Source organism: Cognatishimia sp. 1_MG-2023 (assembly GCF_030548175.1).
Taxonomy (GTDB): domain Bacteria; phylum Pseudomonadota; class Alphaproteobacteria; order Rhodobacterales; family Rhodobacteraceae; genus Cognatishimia.
Window position 1 is genome coordinate 397,723 of the sequence record NZ_JAUORX010000003.1, and the last position, 21,835, is coordinate 419,557.

The 21,835-nt window shown below is 54.1% G+C and carries 23 protein-coding genes; 14 read left to right on the forward strand and 9 right to left on the reverse strand.

The window, feature by feature from the left end; genetic code table 11:
• Positions 1–35: 35 nt before the first annotated feature.
• Positions 36–698: a DNA-3-methyladenine glycosylase I gene (locus tag Q4544_RS07320; RefSeq protein WP_303504868.1), complete on the reverse strand. Its 663-nt coding sequence runs from the start codon at positions 696–698 to the stop codon at positions 36–38.
• A gap of 199 nt (positions 699–897) precedes the next feature.
• On the opposite strand from Q4544_RS07320, the gene Q4544_RS07325 reads away from it, so the two are divergent.
• The 4 genes from Q4544_RS07325 to Q4544_RS07340 all read left to right on the forward strand — a co-directional run bounded on the left by Q4544_RS07325 (position 898) and on the right by Q4544_RS07340 (position 3,860).
• Positions 898–1,530, forward strand: coding sequence for an ATP-dependent Clp protease proteolytic subunit (locus Q4544_RS07325; RefSeq protein ID WP_303504870.1), 633 nt, complete (start codon positions 898–900; stop codon positions 1,528–1,530).
• Between the two features lie 143 nt (positions 1,531–1,673).
• Positions 1,674–2,939, forward strand: coding sequence for an ATP-dependent Clp protease ATP-binding subunit ClpX (gene clpX / locus Q4544_RS07330; RefSeq protein WP_303504872.1), 1,266 nt, complete (start codon positions 1,674–1,676; stop codon positions 2,937–2,939).
• A gap of 41 nt (positions 2,940–2,980) precedes the next feature.
• The gene (locus Q4544_RS07335; protein WP_303504874.1) at positions 2,981–3,478 is read left to right on the forward strand and encodes a hypothetical protein; all 498 of its coding nucleotides are present in this window, start codon (positions 2,981–2,983) and stop codon (positions 3,476–3,478) included.
• A 28-nt stretch (positions 3,479–3,506) separates the two neighbouring features.
• Positions 3,507–3,860 (forward strand): RidA family protein, encoded by a 354-nt coding sequence (locus tag Q4544_RS07340; protein WP_303504875.1) that lies wholly within the window; start codon positions 3,507–3,509, stop codon positions 3,858–3,860.
• A gap of 4 nt (positions 3,861–3,864) precedes the next feature.
• Here Q4544_RS07340 and Q4544_RS07345 read toward each other — a convergent pair whose 3' ends face one another.
• Positions 3,865–4,503 (reverse strand): LysE family translocator, encoded by a 639-nt coding sequence (locus tag Q4544_RS07345; RefSeq protein ID WP_303504877.1) that lies wholly within the window; start codon positions 4,501–4,503, stop codon positions 3,865–3,867.
• A gap of 154 nt (positions 4,504–4,657) precedes the next feature.
• Here Q4544_RS07345 and Q4544_RS07350 point away from each other — a divergent pair, with 154 nt between their 5' ends.
• Complete coding sequence (locus Q4544_RS07350) at positions 4,658–5,803, forward strand: 2-methylaconitate cis-trans isomerase PrpF family protein (RefSeq protein ID WP_303504879.1); 1,146 nt, start codon at positions 4,658–4,660, stop codon at positions 5,801–5,803.
• Here the strand turns inward: Q4544_RS07350 and Q4544_RS07355 are convergent.
• Entirely contained in the window at positions 5,800–6,714 is a 915-nt protein-coding gene (locus tag Q4544_RS07355; RefSeq protein ID WP_303504880.1) for a LysR family transcriptional regulator, read from the reverse strand. The two genes, Q4544_RS07350 and Q4544_RS07355, sit on opposite strands and share 4 nt — an antisense overlap.
• A 100-nt stretch (positions 6,715–6,814) precedes the next feature.
• On the opposite strand from Q4544_RS07355, the gene nhaA reads away from it, so the two are divergent.
• On the forward strand, positions 6,815–8,020 hold the full coding sequence (gene nhaA, locus Q4544_RS07360; RefSeq protein WP_303504882.1) for a Na+/H+ antiporter NhaA: 1,206 nt from the start codon (positions 6,815–6,817) through the stop codon (positions 8,018–8,020).
• Positions 8,021–8,097: 77 nt separating this feature from the next.
• Here nhaA and Q4544_RS07365 read toward each other — a convergent pair whose 3' ends face one another.
• Positions 8,098–8,697: a Hint domain-containing protein gene (locus Q4544_RS07365; RefSeq protein ID WP_303504884.1), complete on the reverse strand. Its 600-nt coding sequence runs from the start codon at positions 8,695–8,697 to the stop codon at positions 8,098–8,100.
• A gap of 653 nt (positions 8,698–9,350) precedes the next feature.
• Positions 9,351–9,848, reverse strand: a complete 498-nt coding sequence (locus tag Q4544_RS07370; RefSeq protein WP_303504886.1) for a flavin reductase family protein — start codon at positions 9,846–9,848, stop codon at positions 9,351–9,353.
• 195 nt (positions 9,849–10,043) lie between these two features.
• On the opposite strand from Q4544_RS07370, the gene dusA reads away from it, so the two are divergent.
• From dusA to Q4544_RS07385, 3 genes are all read left to right on the forward strand, one after another.
• Positions 10,044–11,081 (forward strand): tRNA dihydrouridine(20/20a) synthase DusA, encoded by a 1,038-nt coding sequence (dusA, locus tag Q4544_RS07375; protein WP_303504888.1) that lies wholly within the window; start codon positions 10,044–10,046, stop codon positions 11,079–11,081.
• An 11-nt stretch (positions 11,082–11,092) separates the two neighbouring features.
• Complete coding sequence (locus Q4544_RS07380; protein WP_303504889.1) at positions 11,093–11,917, forward strand: sulfite exporter TauE/SafE family protein; 825 nt, start codon at positions 11,093–11,095, stop codon at positions 11,915–11,917.
• Between the two features lie 165 nt (positions 11,918–12,082).
• Positions 12,083–13,045 (forward strand): calcium-binding protein, encoded by a 963-nt coding sequence (locus Q4544_RS07385; protein ID WP_303504890.1) that lies wholly within the window; start codon positions 12,083–12,085, stop codon positions 13,043–13,045.
• 95 nt (positions 13,046–13,140) lie between these two features.
• Here Q4544_RS07385 and Q4544_RS07390 read toward each other — a convergent pair whose 3' ends face one another.
• The 3 genes from Q4544_RS07390 to ccmI are packed head-to-tail and all read right to left on the reverse strand — an operon-like array spanning position 13,141 to position 15,093.
• The gene (locus Q4544_RS07390) at positions 13,141–13,389 is read right to left on the reverse strand and encodes a DUF1289 domain-containing protein (RefSeq protein ID WP_407063034.1); all 249 of its coding nucleotides are present in this window, start codon (positions 13,387–13,389) and stop codon (positions 13,141–13,143) included.
• A 10-nt stretch (positions 13,390–13,399) separates the two neighbouring features.
• Positions 13,400–13,882: a Holliday junction resolvase RuvX gene (gene ruvX, locus Q4544_RS07395; protein WP_303504891.1), complete on the reverse strand. Its 483-nt coding sequence runs from the start codon at positions 13,880–13,882 to the stop codon at positions 13,400–13,402.
• A gap of 2 nt (positions 13,883–13,884) precedes the next feature.
• A complete protein-coding gene (ccmI, locus tag Q4544_RS07400) occupies positions 13,885–15,093 on the reverse strand; it encodes a c-type cytochrome biogenesis protein CcmI (RefSeq protein WP_303504892.1) in 1,209 nt (402 codons plus the stop codon).
• A gap of 171 nt (positions 15,094–15,264) precedes the next feature.
• Between ccmI and Q4544_RS07405 the strand changes: the two genes are divergently transcribed.
• The 5 genes from Q4544_RS07405 to Q4544_RS07425 all read left to right on the forward strand — a co-directional run bounded on the left by Q4544_RS07405 (position 15,265) and on the right by Q4544_RS07425 (position 21,168).
• Positions 15,265–16,512: a sarcosine oxidase subunit beta family protein gene (locus tag Q4544_RS07405; protein WP_303504893.1), complete on the forward strand. Its 1,248-nt coding sequence runs from the start codon at positions 15,265–15,267 to the stop codon at positions 16,510–16,512.
• A gap of 11 nt (positions 16,513–16,523) precedes the next feature.
• The gene (locus Q4544_RS07410) at positions 16,524–16,850 is read left to right on the forward strand and encodes a sarcosine oxidase subunit delta (protein WP_303504895.1); all 327 of its coding nucleotides are present in this window, start codon (positions 16,524–16,526) and stop codon (positions 16,848–16,850) included.
• Between the two features lie 67 nt (positions 16,851–16,917).
• Positions 16,918–19,929: a sarcosine oxidase subunit alpha family protein gene (locus tag Q4544_RS07415; protein ID WP_303504897.1), complete on the forward strand. Its 3,012-nt coding sequence runs from the start codon at positions 16,918–16,920 to the stop codon at positions 19,927–19,929.
• On the forward strand, positions 19,922–20,473 hold the full coding sequence (locus tag Q4544_RS07420) for a sarcosine oxidase subunit gamma (protein ID WP_303504899.1): 552 nt from the start codon (positions 19,922–19,924) through the stop codon (positions 20,471–20,473). The genes Q4544_RS07415 and Q4544_RS07420 overlap by 8 nt, the downstream gene beginning before the upstream one ends.
• A 95-nt stretch (positions 20,474–20,568) precedes the next feature.
• Entirely contained in the window at positions 20,569–21,168 is a 600-nt protein-coding gene (locus Q4544_RS07425) for a superoxide dismutase (RefSeq protein WP_303504901.1), read from the forward strand.
• 96 nt (positions 21,169–21,264) lie between these two features.
• Here Q4544_RS07425 and Q4544_RS07430 read toward each other — a convergent pair whose 3' ends face one another.
• A complete protein-coding gene (locus Q4544_RS07430) occupies positions 21,265–21,813 on the reverse strand; it encodes a TIGR00730 family Rossman fold protein (protein ID WP_303504903.1) in 549 nt (182 codons plus the stop codon).
• Positions 21,814–21,835: the final 22 nt, after the last annotated feature.

A 21,835-nucleotide genomic window follows, 5' to 3' on the forward strand; every position in this document is an offset into this window, starting at 1 on the left:
CGGCCAAAGGACCCGGCAGCGGGGGGGCTTGTTGGTTAAACGCTCATCGCAAGGATGCGACTGATTTGGGTCAGGCCACGGCCGGATTGGTCCATCCATTCGTTAAATGCGGCCTGAACGGCGCGCATGGCGGTTTTTGATGTCGCAGGTTTGTCTATGACGCCTTCGGCGATCAAGCGTGCCGTTACGTCTTGGGAAAGGATCCAGCTGTCGCGTCCCATGAAACGTAGGGCGTAGGTGGCGGAATTGCCGCCAAGGCGCGCGCCGCGTTTTTTCAGCAGGTCCAACAGGCCGATATAGTCGGTAGAGGGCCATTCGCCGATGACTTTGGCAACACCGCCTTGGTCACGCAGCTCTTGGAGGAAAATCGCGTTGTCGATGACGGTGCGCAGTTTCATGCCGTTGCGCACAACGTCTTTGTTAGAAAGGAGACTGTCGAATTCTTCATCGTTCAAAAAGGCGCAGCGGTTGACGTCAAAATTGTTAAAGGCCGCTTCAAAACCGGGCCATTTGTTTTCGATGACTTTCCAGTTGAACCCAGCCTGAAAGATGCATTTTGTGAATTGTGCGAGCCAGCGGTCTTCGGGGACGGCGGCCAAGTCGGAAGGGGACAGGGGCGTTGGTAAAGAGTCGATGATTTCGGCCCTGCCGCCTTTGCGGTCTGCTGCGATGTCGAAAATTTCATCAAATGTGCGCATGACAGTCCCCGGTGCGATTTTTCAGAGTTTGGCAGCAGTTTAAGGGAATAGAAAGGTCAAACGATGTGCGATTTTGCACGGCTAGGTTGCGAAGTTTTAGGGAAATTGTTCGGGTGCCCTTGCAGGTCTTTGGACGCACCACTAAGACTCCATTAGGCACTAGCCGTTAGGGTTGGTGGGTAGCAAGAGGCAGGCGGATATGAACGACCCTTTAGAGACATATATGAACACATTGGTTCCCATGGTTGTGGAGCAAACCAGCCGCGGTGAACGTGCTTATGATATTTTCTCGCGCCTGTTGAAGGAGCGGATCATTTTTGTGAACGGTCCGGTTCATGACGGCATGAGCACATTGATCGTTGCGCAGCTGTTGCACCTTGAGGCGGAGAACCCGTCCAAAGAAATTAGCATGTATATCAACTCGCCCGGCGGTGTTGTGACCTCTGGTCTGTCGATCTACGACACGATGCAGTACATCAAACCAAAGGTTTCGACCCTGGTGATTGGTCAGGCAGCGTCGATGGGGTCTTTGTTGGCCTGTGGTGGCGAAGCCGGTATGCGGTTTGCGCTGCCGAATTCGCGGATCATGGTGCACCAGCCGTCCGGCGGGTATCAGGGTCAGGCGACCGATATTATGATCCATGCGCAGGAAACCCAGAAAATCAAAGATCGTTTGATCGATATTTACGTGCATCACACTGGTCTGAAGCGTGAAAAAGTGCGTGAAGATCTAGAGCGCGATAACTTTATGTCCCCAGAAGAAGCAAAAGAATGGGGCCATATCGATGAGATCGTAACAGCGCGTAAAGGCGACGAAGACGACGCTAAGTAATAGGCGATGCCCCTTTGCAATGTGCGCGAAGGGGCATTTTGAGATTGTGCGCATTTTTTCCCTGACTTAAGCTTGGGGAAATTCGCGACAAAGTCCCGGCGCAAAAGCGTGGGCAGACGGTTGTAAGGCCTGAAAGGTAGACTATGGCGACTAGTTCCGGTGGTGACAGTAAGAACACCCTCTACTGCAGCTTTTGTGGTAAGAGCCAACATGAGGTTCGCAAGCTGATTGCAGGACCAACGGTGTTCATCTGTGATGAATGCGTCGAACTGTGCATGGACATCATCCGCGAAGAGACAAAGGCCACTGGTCTGAAATCTTCGGAAGGGGTGCCTACGCCAAAAGATATTTGCGAAGTTTTGGATGACTATGTGATTGGCCAAGCGATGGCCAAGCGTGTGTTGTCTGTGGCGGTGCATAACCATTACAAACGTTTGAACCACGCCCAAAAGGGTGGGGATATTGAACTGGCGAAGTCGAATATTCTGCTGATCGGTCCGACCGGTTGCGGTAAGACGTTGCTGGCGCAAACTTTAGCGCGCATTTTGGATGTTCCGTTTACTATGGCGGATGCGACCACGTTGACCGAAGCCGGTTATGTGGGCGAAGATGTTGAAAACATTATCCTAAAGCTGCTGCAATCGTCTGAATATAACGTTGAGCGCGCGCAGCGCGGCATCGTTTACATTGACGAAGTTGATAAGATTACACGCAAATCTGAAAACCCATCCATCACGCGCGACGTGTCGGGTGAGGGCGTTCAGCAAGCGCTGTTGAAGCTGATGGAAGGCACGGTTGCGTCTGTTCCTCCGCAGGGTGGGCGTAAGCATCCGCAGCAGGAGTTCCTGCAAGTGGATACAACAAACATCTTGTTCATCTGTGGCGGTGCGTTTGCGGGTCTGGATAAGATCATTGCCGCACGTGGTAAGGGCTCTGCGATGGGCTTTGGCGCGGATGTACGTGACAATGACGTGCGCGGTGTTGGTGAGATTTTCCAAGACCTAGAGCCTGAAGATCTGTTGAAATTCGGCTTGATCCCGGAATTTGTGGGCCGTTTGCCGGTATTGGCAACGCTTGAGGATCTGGACGAAGATGCATTGGTCACCATTTTGACAGAGCCTAAGAACGCTTTGGTCAAACAGTACCAGCGCTTGTTCGAAATCGAAGATACGCAACTGACCTTTACGGATGATGCGCTGTCGGCGATTGCGAAACGTGCGATTGAACGTAAGACAGGTGCACGTGGTTTGCGCTCTATCCTCGAAGACATTCTGCTGGATACGATGTTTGACCTACCAGGTCAGGAGAGCGTGACAGAGGTTGTTGTGAATGAGGATGCGGTGACGTCTGATGCGGCGCCGCTGATGATCCATGCGGATGCAGATAAGGAACCAGCGACCGCAAGCTAATGCGTTGGATCGTTCGTTTTATAGCGTTTAGAATATTGAGAATGCTCGCGGTTTTCGCGGGCATTTTCGCGTTTTTCGGCATTGGTTGGGATGATATTCGGGATCGCCATAATGAATGGGCGGATCGGCCTGACTATGCAGAGCGGGTGTTTGCGGATTTGTTGCCGATCACCAAGGTTTTGGCAAGTCGGCAGTACCGTCATTGGGGGCCGGATCGGTCGAGTTGGGATTGCACCTATGCAATTGTTGAACTGGCAGATGATGCGCCTGACGGGCCGGTGACCTCGGCGCGTGAAAATGATGGGTGGTCCTTTCGGTTCGGAGGAGATTGGCAGCAGACCAGCTTTGATCCCGTGGCCGAAGATACCCGCGATGCCGTTGATTATTGTGGGAAATATTGGCCTGATGCGGTGGCACAACGGATGCGGCTGAGCTTGTCTGAGCCGGGGCATTGGTTTGTCGAAGGTGCAATTGGCGAGGTGATTTTCGTATATTCGAAGCAACACCTGCTTGCAGCGCGCATCCGGTTCGGCGATTAATAATCGTAACAGGACAGGAGAGGTTTCCATGATCAAACGTATTCATTCAGGCGGTGAGTTTGAGGCAAAGATTGGCTATTGCCGCGCTGTTGTGGCCGGCGGTTTTGTGCATGTTGCGGGCACAGTTGGACAGGGCGACACTGTTGAGGAACAGTGCCGGTCGGCGCTTGAGACTATTCGCGGTGCTTTGGAGCAGGCGGGTAGTTCGTTTGAAAAGGTTGTGCGCGTGAATTACTACCTGCCGGATGGGGCAGAGTTTGAGCCGTGCTGGCCGATCTTGGCCGAGGCGTTTGGCGCGAACCCTCCGGCGGCGACGATGGTTGAATGCAACCTGATCGACCCGAAATACCGGATCGAGATTGAGCTGACCGCGCTGGCGTAAGCGATTAGAGGTTCGGCTTAATGCTGGCGAGTTTTAGGCCGAACCCAACGAAAACAATTCCAGTTAAGCCTTTGACCCAGCGTTGAAAACTGCCGTTATTGGCGGCTTTTGTGAGTTGGGCCAAGAGCATAACCATGGCGCTAAACCACAAGGCATTGATAACGCTATGCACGGCGATCAGTTGGTAGGCCGCAAGGATTGGCGTTTCGCCCACAGAGATGAATTGTGGGAAGGCTGCCAGATAAAACATCGCGGTTTTTGGGTTGAGTAAATTGGTCAGTAGCCCTTCGGAATAGGCGCGCCACAGGGTGCGTTTGCGTTTTGCGGGTGCGGTTGTTGTTGGGGCCGGTTCGCCTTTGTAGGCCGCGATGAGCGCTTTGATCCCGATCCAGCAGAGGTAAGCCGCGCCAAGGTATTTGAGGATCGCAAATGCGAGGGCGGATTGCAGAAGGATCAGCGAGAGGCCCAGAATGCTGAGGGTGCCTTGGATAAAGAAGGCTATGATGAAGCCGATGACATTGGCGAACCCTGCCGCGCGGCCCGATGTGGGGACGGTTTTGGCGATCAACAGGCCGTTGGGGCCAGGTGAGATCACCAGTAGTGATGCGACCAATGCGAATGTTAGGATTTCGGACCAAGACATAGGACACTCCTTTTGCTGAGAGGGAGTGTGTTTTGATGCGCGGGTTTTGGCAAGGGGGGACGGTTCTCTCTGGTGAAATTGCTGGGGTGGGAAATTGCAGTTTTGCTCGTGGCGGCATTAGGGTGGCGGGAACTGAGATACTAGGGAGTGCCAGATGGAACAGGCGCGTTTGAATGCCGTGTTTGCACGGGGCGGGACATCTAATTCGGTGATCGTGAATGGTGCAGATTTGCCAGCGGATCGTGCGGTGCGGGATCGGATATTCCTGCATGTTCTGGGCAGCCCGGATGCCTACGGGCGACAGCTGAATGGTATGGGCGGTGGGATTTCGTCGCTGTCTAAGATTGTGATCGTTGAGGTTTCGGATCATCCGGATGCGGATGTGGATTACACCTTTGTGCAGATTGCCGTGGATAAGCCCGTGGCGGATTACGGCGCGATGTGTGGCAACATGGCGTCATCCGTAGGGGCGTTTGCGGTGGATGAGGGGCTTGTGTCGGTCGCTGACGGAATGGCGACAGTGCGGGTGCAGAATACCAATACGCAAAAGCTGTTTCACGCACATTTCGAAGTGCGGGATGGACGGGCTGTTGAGCTGGGGGATTTCTCTATTCCGGGCGTGTCTGGTGCGGGTGCCAAGATTAAGTTGGATTTCCTAGAGCCGGGCGGTGCCTCTACCGGGGAATTGCTGCCGTCTGGGCAGGCCACGCAGATGTTGGATGTGCCGGGCGAGGGTGTGTTTGAGGTGTCTTTGGTGGATGCGTCAAACCCGTTGGTCTTTGTGAAGGCTGAGGATTTCGGCTGTACCGCGATGGAATCGCCTGCGGATTTGGATGCGGATCAGGCGTTGATGGCGCGGTTAGATCGTGTGCGGCGGGCTGGCGGCGTGGCGATGGGGATGGCGGATAGCCCTGAGACTGTGGCGCTGTCGAACCCGCGGATTGCATTGGTTGCAGCGCCGGATACGTTCACGGCGCTAGATGGCCGAAGCTATGAGGCGGCAGATTATGATATTGCGGTGCGCATGATCTCGATGGGGAATTTCCATCGGGCGATTACGCTGACTGGCGCGATGTGTGTGGCTGTGGCGGCGGGTATTCCCGGAAGCTTGGTACAGCGGATCGTTTCGGCAGAGGGTGCGTTTGAGGTTGGTAACCCGTCTGGGGTGCTACCTGTGCAGGCCGATGTGCGTGAGGTGGATGGTGTTGTAACTGCGGTTTCGGCCACAACATTCCGGACACAGCGGCGGATCATGGAAGGACAAGTTCTGTATCCTGCGCATTTTTTGACGGATGATTAACCGTGTTTCTGGTTGATGATCTTTTGCGCTTCGCTTTGCAGAATGTCGGCTAAGACGTCGCTGCCTGGACGGGGTTGCGGCAGTTGCGGCTGTATCAGGGCGACCTCTCGCCGGGCGAGTGGGTCGTCTAGCGGATAGAGTCGCACATCGGTTCCGCGGCGGGCCTCTGTTGCGGCGTAGATGCTGGGTAGGATTGCGATGCCTGCACCTGCGGCGGCCATCAGGCGGATGGCGTCGAGGCTGGTGCCCTCGAATTCATCGGATACGCGCCCGCCGCCACTGGCGGCGAGCCCGGCTACGACATGGGACAGGCGATGCCCCGGGCCGAGAGTCAGCAGGGTTTGGCCCGACAGGTCCGCTAGCTTTAACTTGGGTTTGCTTTGCGCAAAGGGGTGATCCAATGCGACTGCGGCCCAAAGCTTTTCAGTGAACAGAGGATCTATGCGCGCGCCGGGGTGGTCCTCTGGCGTGGAAATGATCATGTCTAAACGTCCGCTGCGCAGGCCTTCATCTAGATCAAGTGTGCTTTCTTCGCGGACAATCAGGCGGAAGCTGGGGTGTTCTTTGTGGAGCCTTTGGACCACGCCGGGCAGCAGATAGGGGCCGACGGAATGAAGCACGCCTAACCTGAGGCGGCCCTGGAAGATGCCGCCGCCTTGGGCGGCGGCGCGCAGGTCTTGGAGTTCGTGCAAGATTTGGCGGGCACGACGCACGACTTCTTCGCCGACTGGGGTAATTTTGGAGCCTGCGCGACCACGTTGGAAGAGGGTGGCACCTAGGTCTTCTTCGACTTCGGCCAATTGGGCCGATAGGCTTGGTTGGCTGACGTTCAGTTTGGAAGCTGCCATTCCAACTTGGCCCGTGTCTGCAATGGCGACGATGTATTCAAGTTGGCGGAGGGTCGGGCGCATCATAACTCCAAACTATGTAAATGAGAGTTTATATATATTTGAATGTATGTTTCTTTCAACCGATATGGCGAGTGATACCTTCACTAAAGAGAACCATTAAATGGAAAAGACACTGTCTCGTATTCAGGCGTTTATGAAACTCGAAGCAAGTGCGGGGCTGATCCTTATGGGGGTGGCCCTGTTGGCGATGCTGGCGGCGAATAGCGCGCTTGCGCCGTTTTATGACGGGTTCTTGGGCACTAATATTCGTATTGGGATCGGAAGTTTTGAAATTTCCAAAGCGGCGCTGTTGTGGATCAACGACGGTCTGATGGCGATCTTCTTTTTCCTCGTTGGTCTTGAAATCAAACGCGAAATTCTGACCGGGGAGCTGTCTAGTTTTGACAAAGCTATCCTGCCCGTTTTGGCAGCGATTGGCGGCATGGCTGTGCCTGCGATGGTCTTTTTGGCGTTAAACTGGGGTACACCCGAGAACTTGAATGGTTGGGCCATCCCGACGGCGACGGACATTGCCTTTGCGCTTGGTTTATTGGCCTTGTTGGGCACACGGGCGCCTGTGGCGTTAAAGGTGTTTTTACTGGCTGTCGCGATCATTGATGACCTTGGTGCGGTGGTGATTATCGCGGTTTTCTATACGTCTGAGCTGTCCACTAATGCGCTGACGCTTTCAATGTTGGGCTTTGCTTTGGCCGTTGCATTGAACCGGATGGGTGTGCAGCGCGCTGCGCCCTATGTGATTATTGGCGTGTTCATGTGGGTGTTTGTGTTGAAGTCTGGTGTTCATGCGACCTTGGCTGGTGTTCTGATTGCTTTGACCATTCCGCTGAAGAAAAAAGATGGCGACAAGGCGTTGCTGTATCAAATGGAGCACGCGCTGCATCCGTTGGTGGCCTATATGATCTTGCCGGTCTTTGCCTTTGCCAATGCGGGCGTCAGCCTGTCTGGCGTGTCCTTTGCTGATCTTGCACAGCCTTTGCCATTGGGCATTGCTGCGGGCCTGTTCATTGGGAAACAGATTGGGGTGTTTGGCGCGACTTGGATTGCCGTGAAGTCTGGGCTGGCGCGTTTGCCTGCGGGTGTTGGCTGGCGGCATGTGTATGGCGTGGCGTGTTTGACCGGGGTTGGGTTTACCATGAGTTTGTTTATCGGTTCGCTGGCCTTTGGCGCGGATGAGACCATGAATACCGTGCGTCTTGGCGTGGTTTCGGGATCTGTGTTGTCCGGTATCCTTGGCTTTGTTGTGCTGAGGATGGCTGGGGCCAAGGCAGTTGCACCGGGTGGGGATGCGGGCAGGCAGAGTGCTTGATTGCCTAAAGTCACCTAGCTGAAACGAAAAATGCGCCCCGAATGGAGCGCATTTTTTTATTTGGTCGATTTTGTAAGTTAGTGGCTGCGTAGAAGTGCGGCCTCTTTCTTGTTCAGCGCGCGACGGGCGGCTGCGAAATCGTTTAGGGCCGCTGCGTCTTTCAGCTCTGGGAAGAGGCTGTAGATTTCGCCGCGTTGTTCGTTTTCCAGCGTGTCCATGGAGTAGTCACCCGGCTGGAAGCTTTCGGACCATGCGCCGTTGCCAAGAACCACTTCGTGGTTTTCGAAAAGAATATGGTAGTAGGTCACGGAATGCGGTGCCGCGATTTCCACGCCAGTTTTGCCAACCAGATGCTTTGCGGCAACCAATGTCTCGCGCTCATCAAACAAGAGCGATGTGACATCGTTGGCAATCAACATGCGATGGTTTGGCGATACCAGAATATCACGCTCTGGCTGGTTGTGGCCTAGGCTGCCTGCTTTGATCAAAATTGGGCGCAGCTTTGGTTGCGTCGCCAATTCGACAGTCTTGTGACCGATCCAGGCAATTTCCTGCAGGCCGTTATCACGCGTGATGATCCTGTCACCCGCATGCAAAGTTTGAACCGCACGTTCCCCCGAGATTGTCGCAATCATCGTGTCTTGGGCAAAGCAGATTACGTCGATTGTATCGGTCATAATTATCCCTTTCCAACCACACTCGGAGCTCCCTCCGGTACGGCCGACATATGCGCAGCGCAGATGCCTATTTCACTCACCCGGTTTATTGGTGTCCTTTAGGTTGCCCCAACCCGTCAGGTCACTTCAAAACCAACTCATTCCCACTTGCCGCAACTCCTCACGGCTGATGCCTTCAGTGCACCCCTGACATTCTGCCAGGGGGTCGGCAACATTTCGTAAACCGATAATACTGTCCAGCGATGTGCTTTGAAATCACACCAACGTCATTGTTGCGAAGGGGTTGACTTAGGGGAAGGTGAAAAAGCTGCAAATTGAACCCGTGGACATCTGTATTGTCTCTGGATTGGCGACATTAACCTTGATTCTCGCAGGTGAGTTAGTTGGGTTTTGGGGTATTTCGGTTGTTATGGCCGTTCATTGTATTTGAATTGAAAACAGTGGCTAAAGCGAAACTGTGACACGATTGCAATTTGTTATGCGGAGAGGGCCATGTTGCATTGTTGTTCGTGGTGCATCAGTGGCGGTGGTTTGTTGTCACTGTCTTCAGTTGGGCAACTGCCTGTTGGAACAAAGGTGCGAATCAATATGCAGTAGAATGCATTTCTAAGTGTTTGAATTTATTAGATTTGCGCGAGTCATTTTCGTTAAGCTCAACTCAAGGGGGAAAACTGTCCAAAGCTTCCCCGTACGAAAACCAATGGCTCGCCACTGCGCAAAGTCGCGTTTTCGACTTGGCCAACGATGATTGCGTGATCGCCTGCATCGTGAAGGGCTACTTGCCGGCATTCAAAGACACTTAGGTAGTTTTGCAGGATCGGCGCACCGTGAGCATTCGGCGCCCATTCGACCTGTGAAAAGCAATCGCCTTGTTTGGCAAAAGCCTGCGCGACAGGTTTCTGATTGGCATGCATCACATGAATGGCGAAGTGCTGGGCATTCGCGAAATGCGGAAAGCGCATCGAAGTTTTGGCGGGGGACCACAGCACAAGCGGCGGATCAAGCGACAAGGAGCTAAAGGAATTGGCAGTCATGCCAATTGGCCCAGATTCGGTTTGCGCGGTGACAATGGTTACGCCTGTCGCGAAACAGCCCAGGGCATCCCTGAATTCCCGCGCAGTTTCGGCACCGGGCACAAAGCTCTTTGTCATTATCGTGTTCCCTGCTCGGGTTGCGTGCCTCTGTTCATTTGCAGATTAGCTTTTGCGCCAAGTCGCAGCAAGAGCAAGCGGAGCCTTCACACAAGAAAGAGCGCGTGCAGAGGCGTTTCCATAGGGAATAAAATGATGCTAAACGGCAAATTCGATATATTGCACTATATGCATCGGGCATTCGGGACGCGGCTCATGACGGAACAGACCACATCACAGCGGATTTCACGCGCGGCGTTGCATTCAACAGCGCGTTTAAGTGTGGCACCTATGATGGATTGGACTGACAGGCATTGTCGGTATTTTCATCGTGTGCTGTCAAAAGAGACCTTGTTGTACACTGAAATGGTGACTGCGCCTGCGTTGGTGCGGGGTGGGGCATTGCATTTGTTGGAGTATTCACCCGAAGAGCATCCTGTTGCGCTGCAGCTTGGCGGGTCTGACCCCAAGGAATTGGCAGAGGCGACGAAGCTGGGTGCTGCGGCTGGCTATGATGAGATCAACCTGAATGTTGGCTGCCCGTCGGATCGGGTTCAGTCGGGGACGTTCGGGGCCGTTTTGATGAAGCACCCACAACTTGTGGCTGACTGCATTGCAGAGATGCAGGCGGCGACGGATGTGGAAGTGACAGTAAAGTGTCGACTTGGTGTCGATGATCAAGTGTCAGAAGAGGTTTTGCCAGCCTTCTTAGAAACCGTTTCGGCGACGGGGATCACTCGGTTTACGTTACATGCGCGTAAAGCCTGGCTGAAAGGGCTGTCGCCTAAGGAAAACCGCGATATTCCTCCGTTGGATTATGAGCTGGTGCATCGCATGAAGGCGGCGTTTCCGCATCTACATTTGTCGATCAATGGCGGGATTGCCTCGTTGGATGAGGCGATGCCGCATCTTGAGCGCGGGCTAGATGGCGTGATGATTGGCCGAGCGGCTTATCATGATCCCTCGCGTGTGCTTTTGGACGCGGATACGCGCGTTTATGGGACGGACCATCACATGACGGCGGAAGCCGCCGTTCATGAGATGTTGGATTACATCGAAGCCCATGTGACGGCGGGTGGCAAATTGAGCCAGATCACACGACATATGTTAGGACTGTTTACCGGCCGACCCGGTGCGCGGATTTGGCGGCGGACACTGTCCGAAGGAGCGCATAAGCGTGGGGCAGGGCCAGAGCTGGTTCTGGACGCGATGGCGCAAATGAAACAAAGCCTTGCAGGACATGCGGCAGAATAAGGATTTCCTAGATGCCTGAACTTTCTTTGTTGTTGCCGATGGGCCTATTGTTGGTGGTGATCGGTGGCGTTGCCGGTGTGTTGGCAGGGTTATTGGGCGTTGGCGGTGGTATCGTGCTGGTGCCTGCGTTTTTCTATACGTTTCAGACACTTGGTTATGATGGGCCGCAGTTGATGCAGCTGTGCTTGGGCACGTCTTTGGCGACGATCGTGGTGACCTCTGTGCGCTCCGTGTTGAGCCACCATAAAAAGGGTGCCGTGGATTGGAGTATTTTGCGTACATGGGCGCCGGGGATTGTAATTGGCGCAATTGTGGGTGTGATGGTGGCGGCTTCGCTGCGGTCGGGGACCTTGCAGGGGATCTTTGGTGTTCTGGGGATCGCGATAGGCATCTACATGGGGTTTGGGCGATCTGAGTGGCGCTTGGGCCAGCAGATGCCGCGTGGCGTCACGCGTGGTGTATTAAGCCCAATGGTTGGGTTCCTGTCAGTCTTGATGGGGATTGGTGGCGGTAGCTTTGGTGTGCCGCTGATGAGCCTGTTTAACACGCCCATTCACCGGGCCGTTGCAACGGCGGCTGGGTTTGGTTTGATCATCGCGGTGCCGGGTGTTGTCGGGTTCCTATTGGTGAGCCTTGATCCGGCAATGCGCCCGCCCTTTACAATCGGGGCCGTTAACCTAGTGGCCTTTGGCATTGTTATTGTGATGACCTTGATGACTGCACCTTTGGGCGTGAAACTGGCGCATGCGATGGACCCCAAGCCGCTCAAGCGAGTCTTTGCGGTGTTCCTGACTTTGGTGGCATTGAATATGTTGCGGAAGGCATTGGGCTACTAAGCAATTCTTCGAAAATAGGGCAGTTGCGTTCCTAAAGCGGCCACAAATTCGTCTAATTATTAATATTGTTTCGCACACGTATACGTAGAAAATTTTTGTTTCACTTTCGCTCTATTTTGAGCGTATGCCGTTAATATGATATTATAAGACTGGAAGGTCATTCCGATGGAAATTTTTCTTTTATTGGGTGTATTTGCCCTGGGATCGTTTATCTACACACAATTGGATGACGATGAAGACAGTAGCGCTCCAGAGGTTGAAGAGCCGGAAATTACACCTGATTTGCCAGGTGATCCGAGCGATCCTGAAGAGCCAGAAGACGAGTTTTCGTTTGATGATACCATTGTCGGTACAGATCTAGCTGATACGTTGGTTGGTACACCGTTGGACGAGATTATCGACGGAGGTAATGGCGCAGATACCATTAATGGTAGCGGCGGGCACGACGGTATTCTTGGCGGTTCAGGCGCAGATGTGATTGATGGCGACAGCGGTCACGACATTATCATTGGCGAATCTGGGAACGACACAATTGACGGCGCTGGTGGCAACGATTTGATCACTGGTTCGTCGGGTGACGATGAAGTTGATGGCAACGAAGGCAATGACTTTGTGCTTGGCGGTAGCGGTGATGACAATGTGCACGGCGGTGAAGGTAATGACATCCTAGATGGTGAAACTGGATCCGATACAATCCGCGGTGGTGCAGGTGACGATCTGATTATCGGCTATTTTGAAGATGATCAGGAGGCATTTGATGCTATGGCGCCTGATGAAACTGATGCGGATACGATCCGTGGTGGTACTGGTGATGACTTCATCCTACTTGGCAGCGGCGATAAAGCGTTGGGCGAAGAAGGGGCGGATGAGTTCCGGACTGGTATTTGGGTGAACGGTACGGATGTACCGGTGATCAAAGACTATGACGACAGTGAAGACGTTATCAGCGTTGTAGCGCCAGAGGATGCGCCCGGTGTTGTGACGATCGCCGAAGCGTCTACTGCTGGCGATGCGCAAGTCTTTGTGGATGGTGTGATGGTGGCGCTTGTTAAGGATGCCTTTGGCACGCTTGAAGCGGCTGACGTCAACGTTGTTGTTGAGTATACGCCTTTGGAAGCGACTGCTTAATAAAAGTCCGAAAAGTGTAAGGTATCGCGGTCAACTTTGTTGGTCGCGATATTATTTTGTTCTGTTTGTGTGGTTCGTCTGGCGATGAGTTATCGCTATTTGGACGATTTTAGCCGGGCAGAACGGCCGCCTCTGCGCTGTTTTAGGCGTGAGGCGCGCGTTGGTAAGTCCGTCATGATTTCGGCACGCTCTTCGTTTGGCATTTTGGACCAGCGCGAGATTTCTTCTATGGTTCTGAAGCAACCTGTACAGATACGTTCCTTTGGGTGGACGACGCAGATGTTGATGCAGGGGCTTTCGATCTCTGCACGTTTCCAGACAGGTGGATTGGTTTCGTTGTTCACCATAGCTTCCTTATGCGCGCCGTAAGTGTGCCAGCCGGTCAAGCACACCCTGCAAGATATAGCTCGCCGCGACATGGTCAATGACCTCTGCACGACGTTTGCGGCTGGTGTCGGCCTCTAGCAAGGCGCGTTCTGCAGCGACGGTAGAAAGGCGTTCGTCCCAATATATAATTGGCAGAGGGGTTAATTTCGCCATGTTGCGGGCAAAGGCACGGGTTGATTGTGCACGGGGGCCTTCGCTGCCATCCATGTTAAGGGGCAGGCCAAGGACAATAGCGCCAACGTTACGTTCCGCGATAATTTCCAGCAAGCGGGCGGCATCAACACCGAACTTTTTCCGTTTGACAGTTTCCAATGGTGTTGCTGCGGATTGCAGCCCATCAGAAACGGCGACTCCAATTGTTTTGGTGCCCAAATCCAAGCCAATAAGTGCTTGCATCTGCGGAATTGAACCGACGTTTTCTTCAATATTGTCAATAAGGTTGTCGGTCATTGTTAAAGTCCAGCTTGTGTGGCGGCGGCTTGTACGGTGGCAAGGGCCTGTGGGTTGTCGGCAAAGACAGTTTGCGCCTCTGTCCAGATGGTGCGGCTGCGTTCTGTTTCGCCTAATACGGCATAGGCCGATATGAGTTGCGCCCATTCAGCTGGGGTGCCGCCCTCTGTTGCGAGACGGTCAGATAGGCTGGCCACCATGGATTGAATCATAGCGGCGCGATCTTCTGGGCTTAGCTCTTCGGCGGCTTGGATGTCGTCGGCAGAGGGGCCGCGCGGTGCAGGGGCTGTGTAGTTGACGCCAGCAATCCAAGCGAGGTCATCAATGCGCGCGCGAATGGGGGGGATCCACGGGGCGGCTTCTGGACCTTCTTCAAGCAGGTCACGCCAAACGCGGAAGGTCATATCGGGGCGTCCATTTTGGGTAAGCATCAGGCCCATGTAGTAACGGGCAAAACCGTCATTGGGATCGCGAGCCATGGCTTCGCGTAAGGCAATGTCAGCCTCGGGAGAGATATACCCCTGAGCGGCTCGGATCATCAGATCAGCAAGCTGCGTAAAATCGTTGCCACGAACGGCGTCACCCTTAAGGGAGATTACCTTTTCCTGTGCTTCGTATGCGGCGCGAAAATTGCCAAGGGTGGCTTCGTTACGTGCCAGTAGTTCTTGGCCACGTAGATCGTTTGGGTTTTCTTGAACTTTGATCCGTAGCTCTTTGATTAGGTTTGAAAAATTCTCATCGACGGTTCGCTCTTTTAATGCAGGGAGCTGGGCCTCGCGTGTGGCCTGTGATGGGCGGGAGGCCAGTAAATTCTGGGCGGCTGCAAACCGGTCTTGAAGCGGTTGATCTTCGTAGCTTGGGGCACCGATTTGGCTGTAGATGCCGATGGTGCCAAGCAGCAGAAATGCAAAACAGGCAGCAGCCATGGTTTTGCCTAAACCCTTGGGTTGTCCGCCATCTGTACTGCCTTTTTTCAATTGGGCGTCAGCAGTCAAGATGCGCCGCGATATTTCAATACGCGCACGTTCTGCATCTGTTTCGGGGAGAACGCCGCGGGTAAGGTCGCGATCAACTTCTTTGAGCTGGTCACGGTACACTTGCAAATCATATGCCGCAGGTGGCACGCTATTTGCACCGCCACGCAACATAGTCACGCCCAGAAACGTCCCAACGATGGCGGCCAAAAGCCCTGCGATGATCCAGAACAGCATCCTGTCCTCCTTTTCGTATGCGTTTGATGTAGCGCTATGTGCGGCGGCAAGAAAGGGCGAAACGTTTTTGTGACTGCATGTCGCAACTGACGATCAAACAGCCGGTTTGAACAAGGCTGAATTCTGGGAATTTGGCCAGATGGGCGGACAAGACATAGAATGGATATGCATATGCGCCGCTATTCCGCCTTTGCCATTGCCCGCGAGGCCCTCCGCTTTCACAGCGGATGGGAACGGGCGTGGCGTTCTCCGAATCCGAAAAAATCCTATGATGTCATTATTGTAGGGGCTGGGGGGCATGGTTTGGCGACGGCCTATTATCTGGGTAAGAACTTTGGCATTACCAATGTGGCGATCCTTGAAAAAGGGTGGCTTGGTGGGGGTAACACCGGACGTAATACAACAATTATCCGGTCGAACTATTTACAAGACAGCTCTGCGGCTTTGTACGAAAAAGCGCGATCCTTGTACGAGACACTGTCGCAGGATCTGAACTACAATATCATGTTTTCTCCACGTGGTGTGATGATGCTTGCGCAGACCGAACATGAAGTGCGCGGGTATCAACGCACGGCGCAGGCCAATGCTTTGCAGGGTGTGAAAACAGAGTTTATCAGCCCGCAGCGTGTCAAAGAGCTTTGCCCGATCATGAACATTGACGGGCCGCGCTATCCGGTGCTTGGGGCATTGCTGCAAGAGCGCGGCGGAACCGCGCGTCATGATGCGGTGGCTTGGGGCTATGCGCGGGCCTGTTCCGATATGGGTATGGATATTATTCAGCAATGCGAAGTGGTTGGCGTGCGGTCGGCGGGTGGCGTCGTGACAGGGGTAGATACGACCAAAGGCGCGATCGATTGTAAGAAACTGGGATTGGTGGTCGCCGGGAACTCTGGTGCTTTGGCTGGCATGGCAGGTTTCAGATTGCCGATGGAAAGCGTGGCGCTGCAGGCTTTGGTGTCTGAACCGATCAAGCCATGCATGGATGTCGTCGTGATGGCCAACACCGTTCATGGCTACCTAAGCCAGTCCGATAAAGGCGAGATGGTGATTGGTGGCGGAACGGATGGCTTCAACAACTACACCCAACGCGGATCCTTTCATCACGTCGAAGAAACCGTGCGGGCTTTGGTGGAAACCTTCCCAATGTTGTCACGGCTGAAAATGCTGCGTCAGTGGGGCGGCATTGTGGATGTAACCGGGGATCGTTCACCGATCATTGGTAAAACACCACTGGGCAACTGTTTTATCAACGCAGGCTGGGGCACGGGCGGCTTTAAGGCCATTCCGGGCGGCGGCTGGGCTACGGCTGAATTGATCGCCAAGGGTGAACCGGGCGCGCTGTCTGCTGAATTTGGCATGGAACGCTTTATCGAAGGTCGGTTCATTGATGAAAGCGTGGCCGCTGGCGTGGCGCATTAGGGAGCTAAGAGATGTTATTACTGAATTGCCCCTATTGCGGCGTATCTGCGGAAGAAACGGAATTTCACGCCGAGGGCGAGGCGCATTTGAAACGCTTTGGTCCGGGGTCCGAGGATCAGGATTTTGAGAGCTACTTGTTCATGCGCAAAAATCCGAAGGGTGTGCATTTTGAACGGTGGCGGCATGCGAATGGCTGTGGAAAGTATTTCCTGGCCGCGCGATGCACGATGACCTTGGAAATCTTTGGCACCTATTCGGCGCAAACGCACGAGCCGCCGAAACACGTTCAAGACGCCATTCGCGCCAAGCGGCCCACGTGGGAATGGGGGGCGTCATGATCTTCATCTTTCCCAAAATACTCCCGCCGGAGGCTCCGGCAGCTCAATATACGCAGGAGCCCAAGATATGAGCACAAGACTTGCCAAAGGCGGCCGCCTGATCAATCGCGGCAAATCGGTTGAGTTTTCTTTTAATGGTCAACGTTTTAAAGGCTTTCAAGGGGATACCCTTGCGGCTGCGTTGTTGGCCAATGATCAGATGTTGATGGGCCGTTCGTTTAAATACCACCGTCCACGTGGCGTGATTGCCAGCGGTGCTGAAGAGCCGAATGCCTTGGTTAATCTGGGCGAAGGTGGATCATTTGAGCCAAACCAACGCGCCACAACGACTGAGGTGTTCAATGGGCTGACGGCGACGTCGCAGAACCATTGGCCAAGCTTGGAATTTGACGTGGGTGTTGTGAACAATGCCGTGGCGCGGTTTTTGCCTGCAGGGTTCTATTACAAGACTTTCATTCATCCGCGTGCTGCGTGGAAACATGTGTTTGAACCGATTGTGCGCCAGTCGGCGGGTCTTGGCAAAGCACCAAAGGATCGGGACGCGGATACCTATGAGCATTTTTATGCTTTTGTGGACGTTGTTGTTGTCGGTGGTGGCATTGCCGGATTGCAGGCCGCAAAGGCGGCGGCACTTGGTGGGGCCAAGGTTTTGGTCATGGAGCAGACGGCCCATTGGGGCGGTCGTGCACCGGTTGATGGTGGCACGGTTGATGGGGTCGCTGTTGCTGATCACATTACGTCGTTGCTGAATGACCTAAAGGCCATGAAAAACGTAACCCTTCGCAATCGCACGATGGGTGCTGGTGTTTATGATCATGGCTATGTTCTGGGATATGAACGCCTGACAGATCACGCGCCAAAAGCCGCTGGACCACGGCATCGACTGTGGCGCGTGCGTGCGGGACAGATCATCACGGCGACGGGTGCGATCGAGCGGCCTTTGTCCTTTGCGGGCAACGACATACCAGGTGTGATGCTGGCGAGTGCGTTACGGGATTACGCGGTGGACTACGGTGTTTCGGCTGGTGACCGCACTGTTGTTGTCACCAACAATGATGATGCCTATCGCACGGCCATTGTTTTGAAACAGGCCGGATTAGATGTTCCTGTGATCTTGGATGCGCGAGCCGGAGGCGGTGGCGCCTTGGCGGACGAGGCGCGCGCGCTTGGCATTCGTGTGGAGAACGGTAAGGCCATTGCCAAGGTTAAGGGCGGCAAGCGTGTGACGGGCGTTGCGATTTGTGCGCAGGCTGGTGAAGGCGCTGCTCTAGAAGAGATTGCTTGTGATGCGGTGGCGATGTCTGGCGGGTGGTCGCCGGTGGTGCATCTGTGGTCGCATTGTGGTGGCAAGTTGAATTGGGACGACGCAGGCGCAATGTTTATGCCGGATACGACCCGTCCGCCGACCAATCAGAATGGCGATGGTTTTGTGATCCCAGCGGGATCGGCGAATGGGCCGATGATGTTGGATGGTGTCATTGCCGATGCTGTGGCGGCTGGAATGGCAGCGGCAGAGGCTGTTGGCAAACCTGCGGCTGGCGTCGAGGTTCCAAAGGCTGAAAGCGAAGCGGAAGCGGCGTTAGAGCCGGTTTGGCTAATGCCGCAGGGCGCGGGTGCCAAACTGCGAGCGAAAGCGTGGTTGGATTATCAGAACGACGTTAAGGTCTCTGACGTGCGGCTGGCGGCGCAAGAGGGCTACGAAAGTGTCGAACATACCAAGCGATATACCACGCTTGGCATGGCGACGGATCAAGGGAAGCTAAGCAATATCAATGGTCTGGCGACGTTGGCTGGGCAGTTGAATGCGCCTATTCCTGCGGTTGGTACAACGACCTTCCGTCCGCCATATACGCCAATTTCAATGGGGGCGATTGCGGGTGAGGCGCGGGATGCGATGTTCCAGCCTGTGCGGCAAACGCCGATCCAGCCGTGGCATGACGCGAACGGTGCAGTCTATGAACCGGTTGGACAATGGCGGCGTCCGTATTGCTTTGCGCGTGGGGATGAGACTCGCGGGGCGGCTGTTAAGCGTGAGATTTTGCAAACACGGCAATCGCTGGGGATGCTGGATGCGTCCACTTTGGGCAAGCTGATTGTCAAAGGGCCGGATGCGGGCAAGTTCCTTGATCTGCTTTACACCAACATGATGAGCACGCTGAAGGTTGGGAAATGTCGTTATGGTCTGATGTGTAACGAGAATGGGTTCTTGATCGACGATGGCGTTGTCGCGCGCATTGATGAAGAAACCTTCCTTTGCCACACAACAACCGGCGGTGCTGAGCGCATTCATGGTTGGATGGAAGATTGGCTGCAGTGCGAATGGTGGGACATGAAGGTCTATGTGGCCAATGTCACCGAACAATACGCGCAGATCGCTGTGGTTGGTCCGAATGCCCGTAATGTGTTGGAAAAACTGGGTGGCATGGATGTCTCGGCAGAGGGCTTGCCATTCATGGAATGGCGCGATGGCACCTTGGGTGGGTTTGATGTGCGGGCTTATCGGATCTCATTCTCTGGTGAGCTGTCTTACGAGATTGCGGTGCCTGCAGGGCAGGGCTTGGCGCTTTGGCACGCGTTGTTGGACGCGGGCGAAGAGTTTGGCGTTATGCCGTATGGCACCGAAGCGTTGCATGTGATGCGGGCCGAGAAGGGCTTTATCATGATTGGGGATGAGACCGATGGCACGGTCATTCCGCAAGATTTAAACATGCAGTGGGCTATTTCTAAGAAAAAGGCTGACTTCCTTGGAAAGCGTGCATTTGAGCGACCTGCCATGGTTAGCGCAGATCGTTGGAAGCTGGTGGGACTTGAGACCTTGGATAAGTCGGTGCTGCCGGATGGGGCGTATGTACCTGCGGCGGGCTCCAACGCAAATGGGCAGCGGAATGTGCAGGGGCGCGTGACCTCTACCTATTATTCGCCGACCCTGGATCGGGGTATCGCCATGGCGCTGGTGCACTATGGACCGGAACGGATGGGCGAGTTGATTGAGGTCGCGCAGATCGACGGCCCAGCGATTAAAGCGCGGATTGTTGATCCGGTGTTTTATGACAAGGACGGGGAGAAGCAGAATGTCTGAACTTTTGCAGTTTAACGGCCTTGTTCGCGTTGAAGAACAACCCGCTGGTGGAATGATCGCTATCCGCGGTGATTTGACTGATGCTTCTATGAGGGCCGCGTTGGCAGCGATTGGGCTAGCGGTGCCTGACGTGCGTAAGGTTGCATTTGGCGACAATCGGTCCGTGGCTTGGATGTCGCCGGATGAATTGCTGGTATTCATGCCAAAGGGCGATGTTGCGGCGAGCTTGGCCACTTTAACAGAAGCATTGGCTGGCGTTCATTCGCTGGTTCAGGATGTGTCGGACATGCGTGCACGGTTTAAGGTAAGTGGTGCGCAGGTACGGGATGTTTTGGGTAAAGTCATGCCCGTGGATTTTGCCACTGACGGCTTTGCCGCGGGTGACATCCGTCGCACGCGTTTAGCGCAAGTTCCAGCAGCGATTTGGATGTCGGAAGACGGCACCGTGGATGTGATTTGTTTCCGATCCGTTGCGCGGTATGCTTTTGATGTGCTCAAAAGTTCCGCGAATTCCGATAGTGCGGTAGCCTATTATTCTATGTGAAACTTAGGTTTTTGTGGGCTTTGCCCTTGACCTTAGGGTGTAAAAACTCCCATCTGTGCGACAGAGAGACCGCACGAACATTTGAGGAGGCCGACATGGCTTTTGAACTTCCTGATCTTCCTTACGCACATGACGCATTGGCTGCACACGGCATGTCTGCTGAAACGCTGGAATTCCACCACGATCTGCACCACAACGCTTATGTAACCAATGGTAACGCAGCGATTGCGGGTACTGAGTGGGAGGGCAAGACCCTCGAAGAGATCATTGTTGGCACCTACAACAAGACGTCTGTTGCGCAAAACGGCATCTTCAACAACATCTCACAGCTTTGGAACCACAACCAATTCTGGGAAATGATGGGCCCTAACAAAACTGCAATGCCAGGCGAGCTTGAAAAAGCGATCGTTGAGAGCTTTGGTTCTGTTGACGCGTTCAAAAAAGAATTCTCTGCAGCGGGCGCAGGCCAATTCGGGTCTGGCTGGTGCTGGTTGGTTAAAGACACCGATGGTGGCTTGAAAGTTACTAAGACTGAAAACGGTGTTAACCCACTGTGCTTTGGTCAAACAGCTCTGCTGGGTTGCGATGTTTGGGAGCACTCTTACTACATCGACTTCCGCAACAAACGTCCTGTTTACCTGACCAACTTCTTGGACAACCTGGTAAACTGGGAAAACGTTGCAGGCCGTCTGTAATATTGACGCCTGAGCGTTTCGCTCGTTTACGAATTAAGAAAGCCCTCAAGCAATGCTTGGGGGCTTTTGTTTTGTTTGGAAGTCACAGTGGCGGGCTTATAACGCGGCCGTCAGTGATGTGATGGTTTCTTCGACGCTGTCGCATGTCTTGAAGTACGATTTGATAGAGGCATCAGCGAAGCCTTCGCTGATGACGTGATCGAGCAGGGCGAGGAGGGGATTCCAATAGCCCTCGATATTGCACAAGACGATTGGCTTGTCGTGAAGGGCGAGTTGACGCCATGTTAGGATTTCAAAGAATTCATCCAATGACCCCGCACCGCCGGGGAGCATGACGATTGCATCGCTGTTCATGAACATCAGCTTTTTGCGCTCATGCATGTTTTCTGTGATGATGAATTGGGTCAGGTCGGTTTTACCGACCTCGCGTTTTAGCAAATGTGTTGGGATCACGCCAAAGGTTTTGCCGTAGGCGTCTTGGGTGCCGCGGGCGACAGCACCCATTAGGCCAACGTCCCCGGCACCATAAACGAGGCGCCAGTTCTGGGCGGCGATGGCTTGGCCAAGCTCTGTGGCCGCAGTTTCGTAAGCCGGTTTTGCGCCAGAACGTGATCCGCAAAAGACACAGATAGATGGGCTGGACATGGAAAACCTCTGTCTGGTTAAA